Raw genomic sequence first — 14,522 nt, forward strand, 5'->3', positions numbered from 1 at the left:
GTTGGGCAAATCTTTCATGGCCAGTGCAGTATCGTTTGCAGAGATTTCTGCCCAAGTTCGTCAATTGGCATGGCAACTCCAACCGCCTGCTTGGTTGCTCCACGAGTTGCAAGACAAGCTTGTTATCTTGCTCAATCATGTGTTGTCCCAAGAACCTGCGGCCATCGAGCGTTTGCGTCGTCAACAAGGACGTTGTGCTCAATTCACTTGGCGACAACTCAGCTTGCAATGGACGGTCACGCCAGCTGGCTTGTTGGAGCGATCAGACACAAGCCAAACGCCCGATTTACGAGTTCACGTGAACGAAGAGTCTCCCCTCAACTTGCTGCAGGGTTTGCGCACCGGGCAAAAACCAAGCATGCGCGTCGAGGGAGACGTCATGCTGGCTGCCGAACTCAATTGGTTGGTCGATCATGTGCGCTGGGATGCCGAAGAGGACTTGTCACGTTTGGTGGGTGACGCGTGGGCCCACAAATTGGTGGGCTTGGCCAAACGAGTTTTCAAAGCGCTGAGTGAGTTCAGCCGCCAATGACACGCCTCTACCGCGGTGTTTTTATCCTCTGGATTGTTCTTCGGTTTGGCCTGGATGAACTGTTGTTGTCAGGTTTCAAGCAGGGGTGGTTGCGTCCTGTCACGCGCATACTGACCCTTGGCCGCAACCTGAGCGCCCCGCGTGGACAGCGTTTGCGTCAGGCGCTTGAGCATTTGGGGCCTATTTTTGTCAAGCTTGGGCAGGTGCTATCCACCCGTCGCGACCTGCTCCCCAACGACATTGCCGATGAACTGGCCAAACTGCAAGACCAAGTGCCACCCTTTCCCTCGGAGGTTGCCGTGGCATCGATTGAGCGTGCTTTTGGCCGCCCCGTCGATGAGATCTTCAGCCAGTTCGATCGCACACCCATCGCCAGCGCGTCGATTGCCCAGGTGCACTTTGCCAAGTTGAAAAACACCCAAGGCGTTGAGCGTGAAGTGGCCGTGAAGGTGTTGCGTCCTGGCATGCTCAAAGTCATCAACAAAGACCTCGAGTTGATGCACACCATGGCGCGTTGGCTGGACAGGCTGTCGTCAGATGGCAAACGCCTCAAGCCGCGCGAGGTGGTGGCCGAATTTGACAAGTACTTGCATGACGAGCTTGATTTGGTGCGCGAAGCCTCGAATGCCACGCAATTGCGACGCAACATGGCGGGCTTGAATTTGGTCTTGATCCCCGAGATGATTTGGGACTACTGCACCCAAGAAGTGATCGTGATGGAGCGCATGCACGGCTTGCCCATCAGCCAAGTCGATGCGCTGCGCCAAGCGGGTGTGGACATTCCCAAGCTGGCGCGGGACGGCGTGACCATCTTTTTCACACAGGTGTTTCGCGATGGTTTTTTCCATGCCGACATGCACCCTGGCAACATCCAGGTGAGTGTGGCGCCTGCCACCTTTGGCCAATATGTATCGCTTGACTTTGGCATCGTGGGCACGCTCACCGAGTTCGACAAAGAGTACTTGGCCCAAAACTTCACTGCCTTTTTTCGCCGCGATTACAAGCGCGTGGCCGAGTTGCACATCGAGTCGGGTTGGGTGCCAGCGCACACCCGCGTTGATGAATTGGAGTCGGCCATTCGCTCCGTGTGTGAGCCTTACTTTGACCGGCCCTTGAAAGAAATTTCCTTGGGTTTGGTGCTCATGCGCTTGTTCCAAACCTCCAGACGTTTCCAAGTGGAAATTCAACCCCAGCTGGTGTTGTTGCAAAAAACCTTGCTCAACATCGAGGGTTTGGGCCGACAGCTCGACCCTGATTTGGACCTGTGGAGCACGGCCAAACCATTTTTAGAACGATGGATGCTCGAGCAAGTCGGGCCGCAACGTTTGTGGCAACAACTGAAGACCGAAGCGCCGCATTTCGCCAAGATGCTGCCGCAGTTGCCGCGCATGGTCTATGCATTTTTACAGCGTGATCCTGAGAGTGAGCGCAAAGAATTGTTGGCCTTGTTGCAAGCGCAACGCAAAACCAATCAAACCCTGCAAACCATTTTGCTGCTGGCCTTGGGTTTCTTTGCGGGCATCATCATCACGGCCGTTTTAGGCGTGATCAGCATCAGCCATTAAGTACTGCGCTGCGGTTGCCCTTGTCGCATTTGTCTTGCGGTGTAAACCCCATAAGCCACCACGGCCAAGGTCACCACCAGCATCAGCAATGTGGCAGCCGCATAAACAGAGGGGTTCACGCCACGGCGTGCGTAGCTGAAAATCACTTGCGGCAATGTGGTGACACCTGGACCGGATAAAAACTCTGAAATCACCACATCATCAAATGACAAGGTGAAGGTGAGCAACCAAGCCGCTATCAGGGCCTGAGAAATATTGGGCAAGGTGATCAAGAAAAACACTTGAAATGGGCGACACCCCAAGTCGATGGCGGCTTCTTCAATCGAGCGGTCCATTTCTTTCAAGCGTGATTGCACCACCACACTGGCATACGCCATGCCCAAGAGCGCATGGCCCAAAACGATGGTGAGCGTGCCGCGTTCGGGCCAACCAATCATGCGTTCGACACCCACAAACAGCAGCAGCAAAGACAGGCCAATGATGACCTCGGGCATGACCAGCGGCGAACTCAGCATCGCGTTGAACAAAGTGCGACCCTTGAATCGGCCAAATCGAATGAGCACAAAAGCGGCCATGGTGGCCAAGATGGTGGCCAATGTCGCGCTGAGGAAGGCCACGTTCAAAGACAGCATGAAGCCCTCGACCAAGCGTGTGTCATTCAACAGGGCTTGGTACCAGCGCAATGAAAAACCGGTGAACACACTGTCTTGGCGAGTACTGTTGAAAGAAAAAACCACCAAGAAGAAGAGAGGCAGGTAAAAAAAGGCGAACACGCCCAAAAGCCATCCCGTGCCAAAGTGTCGTCGCCAGCCCAGTCCGTTCATCCCAAGCGCTCCTGCTCAACTTTGCGAGCCACGTATTGGTTGTACCAAGCCAGTGGCAGCACCACGCCGACAATCATGAACACCGACAGCGCGCTCGCACGCGGCCAGTTGTTGCTGCTGAACATCTCGTCCCAGACCACGCGCCCAATCATCAGATTTTCTGCGCCGCCCAACAAGGAAGGGATGACAAATTCCCCCAAGCAAGGAATAAAGACCAGAATGGAACCGGCCACAATACCGGAGCGGCTCAAGAGAACCGTGATCAGCCAAAAAGTCTGCCAAGGCGTGGCCCCAAGGTCTTGCGAGGCCTCCAGCAGACGGTTGTCCATCTTGACCAAGTTGGCATACAGGGGCAACACCATGAAGGGCAGGTACACATAGGTCATGCCCACCAGCATCGACACATCGGTGTAGAGCATTTGAATCGGCTCTTGCGTCAACCCCAGGGACATCAAGATGTTGTTGATGACACCTTGGTCGGCCAGCAGGCCTTTCCAAGCATAGACACGCAACAAGAAAGAGGTCCAAAACGGCAGCATCACCAGCAGCAGCAGCAATGGGCGCAGATGGGGTGCGCTGCGGGCTAAAAAATAGGCAAAGGGGTAGCCGAAAAACAGGCAAAGGACCGTGGTCCAAAAGGCGTACTTGACCGATAAAACATAGGACTCGACATACAGCGTCTGACCCCAGCCAGCATCGGCGTCAAAAAGCAAAGACACATAGTTGGAAAACTTCAGGTGAAGGGTGACTTCACCATCATTGGTTTGGACCAGCGGTGCAAATGGATCCAGACCTTCACCCATGTCTGTCACGCTGATGCGCAACAGAATGAGAAAAGGAACTGCAAAAAAAAGCAGCAACCAAAACCAAGGGATGCCCAGCACGAGCGAGCGCCCGCGCTGATGCAGCCATTGATTCAGGAATTGCTTCACTTACCTTTTTTGAAGCTGGTGTAGACAGCGGTCATGGATTCACGCGCTGCATTGCCCAAAGCAGCAGGCGGCACCATGGTGGCCAAGGTGGCTTGGTCAGGGAAAACCGTTTTGTTTTGCGCCATGTCTGGGCTGACATTGGCCAAACTGGCTTTGTTGGCTGTGGGATAGCTCAACTCATTGGTCAACGCGGCAGACACTTCAGGCTTCAAGAAGTAATTGATGAAGATCATGGCGTTGTTGGGGTGCTTCGCATCCGCAGGGACGGCCAGCGTGTCAAAGAAAATCAGACCGCCGGTTTTGGGCAGCAAAGCCTCGAGTTCGTGGCCACTGTTGTTTTCTTTAGAACGGGTCATGGCGATGTTGATGTCACCGGCCCAACCCAAGGCGACACAAGCTTTGCCACCTGCCAAGTCGTCAATCATGGTGCTGGAGAACAAGCGAATGTCTTTGCGAACTTTGGCCAGCATTTCACCAGCGGCTTTGTGGTCAGCAGCATCCTCTGAATAAGCGTTCTTGCCGATGTAGTGCAGTGCTGGCGGCAACACTTCCGTGGGGGAATCGAGATAGGCGATGCCACAAGATTTCAGTTTGGAGGTGTAGGTGGGGTTGAACACCAGGTCCCAAGCGTTTTCTGGCATGGGCGTGCTGCCAAGGGCTTTGGCCACTTTGGCTTTGTTGATGCCCACGGTGGTGAAACTCCATGCCCAAGGCAACACATGCTCGTTGTTCGGGTCAACGCCCACCAACTTGCTCATCAAATCGGGATCTAAGTTTTTGTAGTTCGGGATTTGCGACTTGTCGAGTTTCTTCAGCAAACCGGCTTCAACTTGGGCTTTGACAAAGGTGGAGCCTGGCACCACGATGTCGTAGCCAGAATTGCCGGCGACCAATTTGGCTTGCAATGCCTCATTGTTTTCAAAGGTTTGGTAATTGACCTTGATGCCGGTTTCTTTTTCAAAGTTCGCAATCATGTCTTGCGCAATATAGTCGGGCCAGTTGTAAACATTAAGTACTTTTTCTTCAGCATTCACAACCGCCGCCGGTGCCGGTGCAACAGCAGCTGGTTCTTCTTTTTTGCCGCAAGCCACAACGGCCAGCGACGCCATGACTACCCACAAAAGACGTTTATTCATGATGGCAAAAACTCCATAAGTGAAGGGTGAAGGACTGGTTTGAGGCTCGTACCCGAGCCAGGACCGTAGTATAGGGATTCTTAAAGTAACCACACAAAAAATGTCAGTTCAAAGTGATAAAAAGCTTACAATCCAAGGCTTTTGTGTGCTCCTTTGAATTTGCGACAACACCATGCCAATTTATGCCTATAAATGCGGATCTTGCGGCTTCGCGAAAGATGTTTTGCAGAAAATGTCTGATCCGGCTTTGCATATTTGCCCTTCTTGCGGTCAAGACAGCTTCAGCAAGCAATTGACTGCTGCTGGCTTTCAGCTGAAAGGCTCTGGTTGGTACGCCACCGATTTCAAGGGCGGTGGTTCCCCCCCCGCTGCCCCTGCCACAGACAAGACGGACGCCAGCCCCGCAGCGCCTGCGGCCGGTGCCGACACCCCAGTGGCAGCCACCAGTGCTGCTGCATGTGCGCCTTCATGCGCTTGCCATTGAGTCGCCCATGAACTTGAAAAAATACATTTTTGCTGGACTTTTGGTTTGGCTGCCCCTGGCCATCACCCTATGGGTGTTGAGTTGGTTGATCGGCGTGTTGGACGGCATATTTGCCAATGTCTTACAGGGTCTGGGGAATTTTTTACCCCAAGGATTCAATGATTCGTTTGCTCATTTAAGAGACATTCGAGGCTTGGGCGTAATTTTGGTGTTTTTGGTGCTCGTGATGACTGGAGCTTTTGCCTCCAATGTTTTTGGCAATTGGTTGGTCAAGCAATGGGACAAATTATTCACCCACATTCCCATCGTCAAGTCCATTTACACCAGTGTCAAAAAAGTCTCGGACACCTTGTTTTCAAGCAATGGCAATGCATTTCGTCAAGCCCTGCTGATTCAATACCCACGCCAAGGTGCTTGGACCATCGCTTTTCAAACCGGCACGCCTTCAGGCGAAGTCGCGCAGCATCTTGGTGAGGGTTTCATCAGTGTCTATGTACCCACCACGCCCAACCCCACCAGTGGTTTCTTTTTGCTGGTGCCAAGTCAGGATGTGGTGGAGCTTGACATGAGTGTGGACGAGGCGCTCACCTATGTGATTTCCATGGGTGCTGTCTCACCAACTTCGTCTTTGTCGCCTGCTCCTAAAGCGACTTGAACTCCGGTGCCAAGGGCACCAAGTTTCACCTCCCTCTTACATCAGACAGAAAGAAAAAATCACCATGGCGATGCGAACTCATTACTGCGGCTTGGTTACAGAGCAAATACAAGGTGCAACAGTCAGTTTGTGTGGCTGGGTCAACCGTCGCCGTGATCACGGTGGCGTGATCTTCATCGATTTGCGCGATCGTGAGGGTTCTGTCCAAGTTGTTTGTGATCCTGATCGCCCTGAGATGTTCAAGGTGGCTGAAGATGTTCGCAACGAGTTTTGCATTCAAGTCAAAGGGCTGGTGCGTGCGCGTCCCGAAGGCACCACGAACGACAACTTGAAGAGCGGCAAGATTGAAGTGCTGTGCCACGAGTTGACCGTGCTCAACGCCTCGGTCACGCCGCCGTTTCAATTGGATGACGACAACTTGTCGGAGACCACCCGCTTGACGCACCGTGTGCTGGACTTGCGCCGCCCCTACATGCAGAAAAACCTGATGCTGCGCTACAAAGTGTCGATGGCGGTGCGTCGTTTCCTGGATGACAACGGCTTTGTCGACATTGAAACCCCCATGCTGACCAAAAGCACGCCGGAAGGCGCTCGCGACTACTTGGTGCCCAGCCGTGTCCACGATGGTCATTTCTTTGCGTTGCCGCAGTCGCCGCAGTTGTTCAAACAGTTGCTGATGGTGGCTGGGTTTGACCGCTATTACCAAATCACCAAATGTTTCCGTGACGAAGACTTGCGGGCTGACCGTCAGCCTGAGTTCACCCAAATCGATATCGAAACTTCATTCTTGGGCGAAGAAGAAATTCGCGCCATGTTCCAAGACATGATCAAAGGCGTGTTCAAAACCGCGTTGAATGTGGACTTGGGCGAGTTCCCCATCATGGCTTACAGCGAAGCCATGCACCGTTTCGGCTCGGACAAACCCGATCTGCGCATCAAGCTGGAATTGACCGAGCTCACCGACGTGATGGCCGATGTGGATTTCAAAGTTTTCTCGGGTGCCGCCAACATGAAGGGCGGCCGCGTGGTGGCCTTGCGCGTGCCACACGGTTCGGACGAAGAGGGCGGCATCAGCCGGGGTGAAATTGATGCCTACACCGAATTCGTGAAAATTTATGGTGCCAAAGGCTTGGCTTACATCCGCGTCAACGAGCTGGCCAAAGGCCGCGATGGCTTGCAGTCGCCCATTGTGAAAAACATCCACGACAAAGCGCTGGAAGAAGTGCTCAAGCGCACGGGCGCTCAAGACGGCGACTTGATTTTCTTTGGCGCAGACAAGGCCAAGATCGTCAACGATGCCATCGGCGCTTTGCGTTTGAAAATTGGCCACAGCGAATTTGGCAAGAAGCACGGTTTGTTTGAAGACCGTTGGGCCCCGATGTGGGTGGTGGACTTCCCCATGTTCGAATACGACGAAGAGGCACAGCGTTACAACGCAGTGCACCACCCGTTCACCGCGCCCAAAGACGGCCATGAAGACTGGATGGTCACTGCCCCAGAGAAATGCATTGCCAAGGGCTATGACATGGTGCTGAACGGTTGGGAAATCGGTGGTGGCTCGGTGCGTATTCACCGTGCCGATGTTCAACAAAAGGTGTTTGACGCCCTGAAAATCACACCCGAAGAAGCGCAAGTGAAATTCGGCTTCTTGCTCGACGCTTTGCAATACGGCGCACCGCCTCATGGTGGTTTGGCTTTTGGCCTGGACCGCATCGTCACCCTGATGACGGGTGCCGAGTCCATCCGGGACGTGATTGCCTTCCCCAAAACCCAGCGCGCACAGTGTTTGCTCACGCAAGCACCTTCATTGGTGGATGAAAAACAGTTGCGTGAACTGCACATTCGATTGAGAAATTTGGACGCCAAACAAGGCGATTGAAGATCTGAAAAACGTCGAACAAAGTATTCTTTCAATATCCTGAATAGCCATTTAAATAGTACTTAAATGGCTATTTCAATAATAATATTTGCTAAAATTAACAAATTAAAAGTAATTATTAAATTATAGTAGTACTTTTAGAGCGGTTAGCATCCGCTTATGAATATCTTTTTAGATAATTTTTTTCGACAACTGGTCAAGCTTTCCGATCGTTCACGCGCCCTTCATCGGTCTTGGATTCATGCATGGTTGGTGTTAGGTACCTTGGTGGCGGGCGGCATGGTTTGGTGGGGTGGTGGCATTTTTTCGCCCAGTTTGCTTTGGTTGGCCATCTTGCCCAATGCCGCCTTGTTCTTCTTGTCGCAAACAGCCACCATGGCCTGGTTATCCATCGTGATGGTGGTCTTGATCGGCATCGGTCTGACAGCACAAGACAGCATGCTGAACATGCAAGAAGTGATGATGGGCATGTCGGGCATCAGCGTGGCCATCCACCTGGTGCTTGTCCAGCTCTGTTTGATGATGATTCACTTGGTGTACGACAGGCGATACCGCCAAAAAAGCAGTCGCATTGCAGCCAGCATCACCAAAATGAAGGCCGTGCAAAACAAACTACAAGTGACTGAAATTTACAAGGATCGCTTCATTGCCACCGTCAGTGAAGATTTGCGCTTACCAATGAACACCATTTTGGGTTACAGCGATGTGCTGGCTGACATGGCCCAGGACAAACCAGACTTGAGTGACACGGTGCAGCACATACGCACATCCATTCAGCAGTTGCTGGACATGACCAACAATATTCTCGATCACGCTCAACTCAACGCCGGTCAATTGCGCTTGAATTTTCGGCCCATGTCGCTACAACAGGTCATTCAAAACGAATGGGCACAGTGGTCGGTGGGCCACGAGGTTGAATTCAAAATCGTGGTGCAAAAAAACATGCCGCAATGGCTGTGGTGCGATGAAGATCGATTCAAACAAATCGTCAGCATCTTGTTGGGCAATGCCAAAAAATTCACCAGCCAAGGGCAGGTTCTGCTGCAGTTCAGTCACCAAGCAGAAATGCTGCAAATCGACATACGCGACACCGGTGTGGGCATCACGGATGACGTCAAAGCCTACATCTTCAAACGCTTTGACCAAGGTGACGAGTCCATGCAACACAAATTTGGCGGAATAGGATTGGGCCTGGCCAATGCTTTGGCGCTGACCCATTTGTTTGGTGGAACGATTGGCTTTGAAAGCCAAAACAGCCAAGGGTCGCATTTCTGGGTGCGTCTACCGGTTCGCCAATGTGATTGGACGCAAGTCAAAACAAACCCCGCAGTCGAAGACCATGCCGTGGGTCAAAGCCGCATCTTGATCATGGATGATGAGCCTTTGGGGCAATTGGTCATGGCGCAAGCCATTCGCAAAGTGTGGCCACAAGCGCAGATCATCCAAACCAGCAATGGCGAGCAAGCATTGAAGCATTTGCAAGACGCTGATTTTGACGTGGTCTTGATGAATGGATGGATGACGCATGCAGAGGCGGGCGAGTGGGGACTCAAGATCAGACAAGACATGGCTACCCGGTCAAGGGCAACAGCACTGATTGGTGTTACCGCAAGCATGCACAGTGCCGCGAAGGCGCAATTGATGTCGGCGGGCATGGATGAAGTGATAGTCAAGCCCGTGGATCCTCAGCAGTTGAGCAAGACGATTCAAAAATTGATCACGACAAGCCAGGCTCTGGAAAAAAGCGCTGTCGCATAAGGGTTGCACGATATGGTTCAAATACACATTGCGGATGTGGATGGCTTGCAAACAGCCTCCGTTTGGAAAACAGAACAGAAACTCAAAACACTATCGCGTATCGAACGTAATTTGATTTCTGCGTTCCCCTGGATGGTGGGCTTGGTGCTGTTTGGCATTGCCGCTTACTCCCCATCGTCCGACATTGGGCGAGCCAGCATCACTGCCAGTGCCATGCTGGTGCTGGCCCCGTTTCTCTACATCTTGCGGGTCTCCATCAAACTCATCATCCACCTGACCTTGACTGTTTGCAGTTTGTGCGCCATTTATATCGCCAGTCAAACAGGTGGTGTGATGTCGGTGCAATTGGCATGGTTGTTGTTTGCGCCCATGATGCCCCTGCGCTTGATATCCATCAAAGCGGGCATGGCCTGGATGTTGGTTTGCTTGTCCATCTATGTGGGCATGGGGCTGGTGGGTCAAAGCCATTGGGTGGCTGCGATGCCGCAGTATTCAGCAGACTTTCAAACCTGGACTGTGTTGCAAAGAATGCTGCTGTGCATGGGCATGTTGGCCTTGCCATGGTTTTATGCCAAGTCGTATCGGCATTCGATTGCAGTCATGCGCCAGCACAACAAAGTGATTCGCCAGAAAAAGGCAGAACTGGTGAGGGCGCAAGAGAACAAAAAGAAATTTATTTCACGACTGAGCCACGAAATGCGAACGCCCATGAATGCCGTGGTCGGGTTTTCTCACTTGTTGCGCATAGGCTCAGACAAACATCCAGAAGCAACAGCGGTGATTGAACAAATTGAAAACACGGCCCAGCAATTGCTAGGCATCATCAACGGCATCATGGATTACACGCAACTGATCGATGGCAAGCTCAAAGTCAACCGCGAAAGAGTGAGATCTGAAGCTTTGATTCGCAACACCTTTGATATGTTTGCACAACGCGCTAAAGACCTGCGGTTGGAATACCGCTGTGAGATTGACCCCCAATTTCCTGCTTGGATAGAAGTCGATGCCACCAGAACACGCCAAGTGTTGATGAATTTGCTTGAGCATGCGTTGCAACGCACTCCAAGCGGGAAAGTCAGTTTGATGGCCAGGTTTGAACAACAGCAACTGCAGTTCACGGTGGAGGACTCCGGAAGTGAGTTGTCCATTGAAGCGTCGCAACAATTGACACAGCCAGGCCCCATCGACCAGCATGAAGATTTGAAAGCGGTGGGACGAGCCAACCTGATGCTCTACATGGCCAATGCCCTGACCCATTTGATGGGCGGGACTTTGCAGCTACAGAAGTCATCGCACGGCGTGGCCATTGGCATGTATCTACCGCACATGCCCGTGCAGGAAGAGGCTTACAGCGCATCCCAAGCGGCAGAGGACAAACCGTTGCACCTGATCATCCAAGACTTGCCCTTGGAGGTATTGGTGGTTGATGACAACCCGGTCAATCGCTTGCTGGTCGATCAGGTCATTCGGTCGCATTGGCCAAAGGCGCATGTGGTGCAGGCTCACCATGGGAAGCAAGCATTGAGCTTGTTGGGCCAGCAACTCTTCGACTTGGTGTTGATGGACATGCTGATGCCCGAAATGGATGGCATCGTGGCCACCAGCATGTTGCGTCAAACCGTATCCTCACAAAACCAAAACATTCCGGTTTTGGGATTGACTGCCAACATCAGTACCGATGATCATCTGCGGTGTTTACAAGCTGGCATGAACGATATTGTGCTCAAACCCTTCGACCGCGATAAATTGACCCAACGGCTAACCCAATTACTTTTAGCCAGTCCTGATTTCCGTAGTAAGTACGTTCAGCATATACAAGCTGCTGCATAACCCCGCCTCAGTAACCCGGATGCCTTGGGGCCAAGGCCGAATGCGAAAGGGCCCCAGCCACAGGGCTGTTAGTATTCCTATTTAAAAATCAAAACAGCTTCCATCATGTCTCAAAACAAGCTTGACCAAGGCGTGCCCATCTCCGTGAAAATCCGCGAGCGCGTGATGGCCTCCGGTCAGCGCTTTCATGCCAACGACAACATTGCTGAGTTCCTAAACCCTGGCGAATTAGAGGCTTTGCTGGATGAAGTCGAGGTCAAGATGCGTGGTGTATTAGAGAGTTTGGTGATTGACACCGAGCACGACCACAACACCACCGACACCGCCCGACGCGTGGCCAAACTGTATGTGCAAGAGGTGTTTCGCGGTCGCTATGTCAAAGCGCCTGAAATCACCGAATTTCCAAATGCTGAACAACTGAACGAATTGATGATCGTCGGCCCCATCACCGTTCGAAGCGCTTGCAGCCATCACTTTTGCCCCGTCATTGGCAAGATCTGGATTGGCGTGTTGCCCAACAAAAACACCAACGTCATCGGCCTGTCCAAATACGCCCGATTGGCTGAATGGGTCATGGGCCGTCCGCAAATTCAAGAAGAGGCGGTGGTGCAACTCGCCGATTTGATCCAAAACAAAACCCGCCCCGATGGTCTGGCATTGGTGATGGAAGCCACCCACTATTGCATGGCTTGGCGCGGCGTGAAGGACATGGACAGCCGCATGATCAATTCGGTCATGCGGGGGTCCTTTTTGAAGGACCCCAATTTGCGGCGTGAATTCCTCTCGCTGATTCCGCAAAAAAACTAAAGCTTCATGAGCCTTGTGCTTGGCTGCGATTTCAGCAGCAGCCCTTCCAAAAGAAAAACCATTGTGTTGGCTTGGGGGCGCTGGCGCTCAGGCCGCGTGGTCCTTGATTATTTGGCGCATTGCGATTCGCTCGATGGTTTCAGCCAAGCTTTGCAGACCCCAGGTCCGTGGGTGGGTGGCTTTGATTTGCCTTTTGGCTTGCCACGTGAGCTGGTATCAGCGCTGAACTGGCCCACCGAGTGGTTGCCCTGCATGCAGCATTACGCAAGCCTCAGCCGAGATCAAATTCGTGACGTCTTTGCAGGTTTTTGCAACGCTCGTCCTGTGGGCGGCAAATTCGCGCACCGTGCCACCGATATTCCCGCAGGCTCCAGCCCCTCAATGAAATGGGTGAACCCACCCGTGGCCTTCATGCTGCACGCCGGTGTGCCTTTGCTGCTGCAAGCAGGCCTGCATTTCCCCGGCTTGCACCACGGCGACACCACGCGTGTGGCCCTTGAGGCCTACCCCGGTTTGTGGGCCAAACGCGTTCTGGGCAAGCGCAGTTATAAAAACGATGCAGCGGCCAAGCAAACCTCCGAGCGATTGATTGCACGTAAAGATTTGTTGCATGCGCTGGTATGGGGCCACGATGCCCTGCCAGCGCGTCTAAAGCTCACGGATGCGCAGCAAGACAAGCTGGTGGCTGACGCTACAGGCGATAGTTTGGACGCCGTGATGTGCATGCTGCAAGCGGCGTGGGCCGAACAGCAGCACCGCCAGGGTGATGCTTTGTATGGCTTGCCTGCACACATGGATCCGCTGGAAGGCTGGATCATCAATGCATGAGCGACTTCAGCTTTGCAGACAAACTCGAAACACCGCGCATGTGGTTGCGCTGTCCCTATCCGGGGGACGGCGAGGCGGTGTACCAAGGCGTGGCAGAGACTTTGCAGCAATTGAGGGCCTGGCCCGACTCCTTGCCTTGGGCGCAAAAACCGCAGTCGGTAGAAGCCTCTGAGGACTATTGCCAAACTTGTTATGCGGCTTGGGCCATGCGCATCAGTTGGCCAATGTTGATGATCGACAAAGCCAGCGCAGCGTTTGTGGGCAGCATTGGATTTCACCAAATTGACGCCGACACGCAGCAGTGGGAGTTGGGCTATTGGTGTCGATCACGTTTTCAAGGACAAGGCCGCATGACCGAAGCCGTGCAAGCGCTGACACAAGCCGCCTTGCAGGTGGCACCGAATGCGCAATTGGTTTGTCGCATTGACAGCCGCAACCAAGCCAGTGCCAAGGTGGTGATGAACGCAGGCTATGAGATGGTGAAAGAAGAGGCGCTGACTTCAGACGCTGGGGCAGTGCAGACGGTGCGGCATTACGCCTGGCCGCGCGACTTGCAAACCGGGCAATCGGGCTGACGCTGCAAACGCATTTCAGTCCAACTCAAATCGCGTCCGTCCATCATTTGCAAGCGACCCGCCAAGGATGTGCCCAAACCAGCCAACAGCTTGACAGCTTCAGCCGCTTGCAAGCTGCCAATCACACCCACCAAGGGTGCCAGCACGCCCATGGTGGCGCAACTCACTTCTTCGGGCGCTTCATCGGCGGGAAACACGCAGGCATAACAAGGCGATTGGTGGTCACGCACGTCGTAGGTGGTGAGTTGGCCATCGAGGCGAATGACGGCGCCGCTGACCAAGGGCACGGCGTGTTTCACACACGCGGCATTCAGCACTTGGCGGGTTTGAAAGTTGTCACTGCAATCCAAAACCACATTCGCTTGCTGCACCAGTGTGTGCAGCAATGCTGCATCGGCGCGCATGGCCACGGCATTGACGTGGCAACCTGGGTTCAAGGCCAGCATGGCGGTGCGGGCCGAGTCCACCTTGGGCTGACCAATGCGTTCAGTGGTGTGGGCGATTTGCCGTTGCAGGTTGGTCAGGTCCACTGTGTCGTGGTCCACCAAGGTGATGGTGCCCACGCCAGAGGCCGCCAAATACAAAGCCGCTGCACTGCCCAAGCCGCCAGCCCCCAACACCAGGGCGTGGCTGTTCAAGAGTTGGGTTTGTCCTTCATCGCCCAGTTCATTCAGCAGTATGTGGCGAGAATAGCGCAGCAGCTGGGCGTCATCCACG

At 53.3% G+C, this 14,522-nt stretch carries 14 protein-coding genes; 10 read left to right on the forward strand and 4 right to left on the reverse strand.

Annotated features, from left to right (window positions below; all coding sequences use genetic code 11):
• Positions 1 to 16 precede the first annotated feature (16 nt).
• Together AC8GFP_RS07630 and ubiB are read left to right on the forward strand one after the other, a co-directional pair.
• Complete coding sequence (locus tag AC8GFP_RS07630; protein WP_506611851.1) at positions 17 to 532, forward strand: SCP2 sterol-binding domain-containing protein; 516 nt, start codon at positions 17 to 19, stop codon at positions 530 to 532.
• Positions 529 to 2,097, forward strand: a complete 1,569-nt coding sequence (ubiB, locus tag AC8GFP_RS07635; protein ID WP_506611853.1) for a ubiquinone biosynthesis regulatory protein kinase UbiB — start codon at positions 529 to 531, stop codon at positions 2,095 to 2,097. The genes AC8GFP_RS07630 and ubiB overlap by 4 nt, the downstream gene beginning before the upstream one ends.
• Here the strand turns inward: ubiB and AC8GFP_RS07640 are convergent.
• The 3 genes from AC8GFP_RS07640 to AC8GFP_RS07650 form a co-directional block, all read right to left on the reverse strand.
• Positions 2,094 to 2,921, reverse strand: a complete 828-nt coding sequence (locus AC8GFP_RS07640) for an ABC transporter permease subunit (RefSeq protein ID WP_506611854.1) — start codon at positions 2,919 to 2,921, stop codon at positions 2,094 to 2,096. The two genes, ubiB and AC8GFP_RS07640, sit on opposite strands and share 4 nt — an antisense overlap.
• Positions 2,918 to 3,724, reverse strand: a complete 807-nt coding sequence (locus AC8GFP_RS07645; protein WP_506611856.1) for an ABC transporter permease — start codon at positions 3,722 to 3,724, stop codon at positions 2,918 to 2,920. The genes AC8GFP_RS07640 and AC8GFP_RS07645 overlap by 4 nt, the downstream gene beginning before the upstream one ends.
• Positions 3,725 to 3,849: 125 nt before the next feature.
• The gene (locus AC8GFP_RS07650) at positions 3,850 to 4,989 is read right to left on the reverse strand and encodes an extracellular solute-binding protein (protein WP_506611857.1); all 1,140 of its coding nucleotides are present in this window, start codon (positions 4,987 to 4,989) and stop codon (positions 3,850 to 3,852) included.
• Between the two features lie 172 nt (positions 4,990 to 5,161).
• Here AC8GFP_RS07650 and AC8GFP_RS07655 point away from each other — a divergent pair, with 172 nt between their 5' ends.
• The 8 genes from AC8GFP_RS07655 to AC8GFP_RS07690 all read left to right on the forward strand — a co-directional run bounded on the left by AC8GFP_RS07655 (position 5,162) and on the right by AC8GFP_RS07690 (position 13,805).
• Complete coding sequence (locus AC8GFP_RS07655; protein WP_506611859.1) at positions 5,162 to 5,473, forward strand: FmdB family zinc ribbon protein; 312 nt, start codon at positions 5,162 to 5,164, stop codon at positions 5,471 to 5,473.
• A gap of 7 nt (positions 5,474 to 5,480) precedes the next feature.
• Positions 5,481 to 6,128 carry a DUF502 domain-containing protein gene (locus AC8GFP_RS07660; protein WP_506611861.1) on the forward strand — a complete coding sequence of 216 codons (648 nt, stop codon included), beginning with the start codon at positions 5,481 to 5,483 and terminating at the stop codon, positions 6,126 to 6,128.
• Positions 6,129 to 6,192: 64 nt separating this feature from the next.
• A complete protein-coding gene (gene aspS, locus AC8GFP_RS07665) occupies positions 6,193 to 8,007 on the forward strand; it encodes an aspartate--tRNA ligase (RefSeq protein ID WP_506611863.1) in 1,815 nt (604 codons plus the stop codon).
• 159 nt (positions 8,008 to 8,166) lie between these two features.
• Positions 8,167 to 9,765 carry an ATP-binding response regulator gene (locus AC8GFP_RS07670; protein ID WP_506611864.1) on the forward strand — a complete coding sequence of 533 codons (1,599 nt, stop codon included), beginning with the start codon at positions 8,167 to 8,169 and terminating at the stop codon, positions 9,763 to 9,765.
• 12 nt (positions 9,766 to 9,777) lie between these two features.
• Positions 9,778 to 11,595 carry a response regulator gene (locus AC8GFP_RS07675; RefSeq protein ID WP_506611866.1) on the forward strand — a complete coding sequence of 606 codons (1,818 nt, stop codon included), beginning with the start codon at positions 9,778 to 9,780 and terminating at the stop codon, positions 11,593 to 11,595.
• 105 nt (positions 11,596 to 11,700) lie between these two features.
• On the forward strand, positions 11,701 to 12,402 hold the full coding sequence (gene folE, locus AC8GFP_RS07680) for a GTP cyclohydrolase I (RefSeq protein ID WP_506611868.1): 702 nt from the start codon (positions 11,701 to 11,703) through the stop codon (positions 12,400 to 12,402).
• 6 nt (positions 12,403 to 12,408) lie between these two features.
• Positions 12,409 to 13,230 (forward strand): DUF429 domain-containing protein, encoded by an 822-nt coding sequence (locus tag AC8GFP_RS07685; protein ID WP_506611870.1) that lies wholly within the window; start codon positions 12,409 to 12,411, stop codon positions 13,228 to 13,230.
• Positions 13,227 to 13,805, forward strand: coding sequence for a GNAT family N-acetyltransferase (locus tag AC8GFP_RS07690; RefSeq protein ID WP_506611872.1), 579 nt, complete (start codon positions 13,227 to 13,229; stop codon positions 13,803 to 13,805). The genes AC8GFP_RS07685 and AC8GFP_RS07690 overlap by 4 nt, the downstream gene beginning before the upstream one ends.
• On the opposite strand, the gene AC8GFP_RS07695 is transcribed toward AC8GFP_RS07690, so the two are convergent.
• Entirely contained in the window at positions 13,763 to 14,521 is a 759-nt protein-coding gene (locus AC8GFP_RS07695; protein WP_506611874.1) for a HesA/MoeB/ThiF family protein, read from the reverse strand. The genes AC8GFP_RS07690 and AC8GFP_RS07695 overlap by 43 nt on opposite strands.
• Position 14,522 lies beyond the last annotated feature (1 nt).

Origin of the sequence: Limnohabitans simekii (SeqCode) (assembly GCF_965234735.1) — a bacterium.
Taxonomy (GTDB): domain Bacteria; phylum Pseudomonadota; class Gammaproteobacteria; order Burkholderiales; family Burkholderiaceae_C; genus Limnohabitans; species Limnohabitans simekii.